This window comes from Rhodococcus sp. (in: high G+C Gram-positive bacteria) (assembly GCF_049286785.1).
Taxonomy (GTDB): Bacteria; Actinomycetota; Actinomycetes; order Mycobacteriales; family Mycobacteriaceae; genus Rhodococcus_F.
Map to the genome: position 1 here is coordinate 1 of NZ_JBAQEO010000813.1, position 2589 is coordinate 2589.

General features: G+C 64.1%; 3 protein-coding genes. All 3 read left to right on the top strand.

The features are described 5' to 3' along the window. The first annotated feature begins 157 nt into the window (after nt 1-157). From WAW17_RS29285 to WAW17_RS29295, 3 genes are read left to right on the top strand one after another with little or no spacing between them, the layout of a single operon-like run. Complete coding sequence (locus WAW17_RS29285; RefSeq protein ID WP_422336357.1) at nt 158-934, top strand: enoyl-CoA hydratase/isomerase family protein; 777 nt, start codon at nt 158-160, stop codon at nt 932-934. Then, nucleotides 928-1980 (top strand): phosphotransferase, encoded by a 1053-nt coding sequence (locus WAW17_RS29290; protein ID WP_422336358.1) that lies wholly within the window; start codon nt 928-930, stop codon nt 1978-1980. Before WAW17_RS29285 ends, WAW17_RS29290 begins: the two co-directional genes overlap by 7 nt. A 13-nt stretch (nt 1981-1993) precedes the next feature. Beyond that, the gene (locus tag WAW17_RS29295) at nt 1994-2419 is read left to right on the top strand and encodes a hypothetical protein (protein WP_422336359.1); all 426 of its coding nucleotides are present in this window, start codon (nt 1994-1996) and stop codon (nt 2417-2419) included. Nucleotides 2420-2589 lie beyond the last annotated feature (170 nt).

Below are 2589 nucleotides of genomic sequence, written 5' to 3' on the forward strand. Positions count from 1 at the left end.
ATCGGATTCACCTGGGAGCACGACGCGCACCTGTACTTCCGACGTGCCAGGACGCTGGACGTACTTTTCGGTGTGCCCGCGTCACATCGGACACGCTTCGCGACCCAACTCCTACAGGAGGCAGCCAGTGTCCGATGAACCAGTGTCCGATGAGCCAGTGTCCGATGAGCCAGTGGTGCGCACCGAGGTTTCGGAGAACGGGATCGTGACGGTCACGTGGAACCGACCCGACCGCAAGAACGGACTCAACAAGGCGATGGTTGATCAGGCCATCGACGCTCTGGAAGCGGTGTGGGCGAACGACGCCTGTCGGGTCGTCGTGCTGACGGGGGCAGGATCGTCGTTCTGCTCGGGGATGGATCTGTCCGAACCCATCGAACCGGACGAGATGACTTTCATGCGGCGCGTGGGGCATCTGTGCACACTGATCCACGATCTACCTCTGCCGGTCATCACGAAGGTACGTGGTGGCGCGATCGGTTACGGAGCCAATCTCGCACTGTGCGGTGATCTCGTCGTGGCGGGGGAGAGCGCTGTGTTCGGGGAGATCTTCGCCGAGCGGGGGCTCTCCATCGACGGCGGTGGCTCGTGGCTGGTGCCGCGACTGGTCGGACTGGGTCGCGCCAAGGAGATCATGCTCCTGGCATCTCGCGTCAGCGGTTCGGAGGCCGGCGAGATGGGCCTGGTCAACCGATGTGTGTCCGACGAGGAGCTGGACGCGTTCGTCGACGACTGGGCCGTGCGGCTGGCCGACGGCCCCCGACGAGCGCTGTCGGTCATCAAGAAGCAGCTCAATGCGTCGTTCGAGCGTTCCTTCGCCGACGCGATCGAGGCCGAAGCAGTAGGGCAGGCACTGGCGTTCCGCTCCAAGGAGTCCCGCGAGGGTGCCCGAGCGTTCTTCGGAAAGCGCACACCGGACTTCCGGTCGTGCTGAGCGACCCGGACTATCTGGCGCGCTGGATTGTTCACCGCGCCGAACCGCTCGGCCTCGACGCGAAATCGACGATCGTTCGAGGGATACGACCGATGTCGCGCGGTGTTTCGCGTGAGACCTGGGCGCTCTCGGTGACCGACCGCCGCGGCGAGCATTCGATGATGATCCGCCGAGACCACGCTGCGGGGAGCGTCATTCCGACGTCCTTGGATACCGAGTACCGGGTCTACGAGGCGCTGGGGTCCACCGACGTGCCCCACGCCCGAGCGCTGTGGTGGGAGGACGATCCAGCATGGATGCCGGACGGACGGCCGGCGTACGTGCGGGAGAGAATCGAAGGGGACTGGCGGCTTCCGGAACTGGCGATGGATCCAGCCGAGGTGGCCCAGAAGCGCATTGCACTGGCCAAGGAACACATATTTCGCCTCGCGCAGGTGCACGCCGTCGACTGGCGGGCCGTGGGATTGGATCGTGTGCTGACCGCGCCGACCGCGCCCGCGGAAGCCGCCGACTCGCTCGTCGACCACCTACTGGAGCAGCTACGAAGATTCCGTGGTGCACCCGGCCTACCCGCAGCCGAAGCGGCGGCGTCGTTGCGGGCGCGTGCGCCGCGCGATCTGGACGAATTGGTGTTCTGCAAGGGGACCAACGGGCACGGCGAAGAGGTCTGGCGGGACGGCCGAATCGTTGCCATGAGCGACTGGGAACTCGCCGCAATCGGTGATCCTGCATACGATTTCGCTCAGTGTCAGGAATTGGTTGCAGATGTCGTGATCAACGGTCACAGGCTGTGGGGAGTGCCCGAAGCGCTCGACTACTATCGTGAGCTCACCGGCAGGACGGTGCGCCCTGAGCGGGTGGACTACTACCGCGATGTGGTCGCGCTGTTGCAGCACGTGTACACACAACATGCCGCATGGGTCGTCAGCACTTACGAATCACCACCTCTGCGGTTCGTGTGGACCGCGACCGAAGTTGCTTTTCGTAGCGAATTACGTTTGGCTGCAAGATATGCAGGGAACCTCCTGACGGAGGACGTGGCATGAGAAGGCAGATGCAGTGACAAACGCACCCGATCCGCGCATTGTGCTGACGGCAGTCATCGACGCACTGGAGCAGACCATCGAACCGTCCGTGACTGACGAGTATGCGGCCAGCATGAGTCGGACCGCGGCGCAAATGCTACGGCAACTTCGCGCCCGGCTGGAACACGAGCTCCCTGAAATCGTGCGCGAGATTGCGGATCTTCATGCCGTCCTGACCGAACTCGGCCAGGACGCACCAGAGCCGCAACCTGCTCGGTGGCCCGACATCACGGATGCACGCGCCGACCTCACGAGAATGGAAGCGCAGCTGGCGGAACTCGTCGCAGCCGAGACGGACCCCGATGCCGAGGTCCGCATCGCTGCTCGCGAATTCGTCGGTCGCCAATTGCGTGGTCGGCTCCCGTGGGAGCGTGACGCCTACAACGGGCCGCGTCGTTGACGCTGGGAGCGACCGACGCTCGAACGACGTACCATCCGAGCGTCGGTTCTGCCCAATTCACGTACGCGGCGTGATTGCCACTTCGAGAGACCCCATGCCGTGCAACACGAAGCTTCGGTGGAATGCGAGTTCTTCGTCGGGTTCGGCCAGGACGATGCTCGACGTTCGTT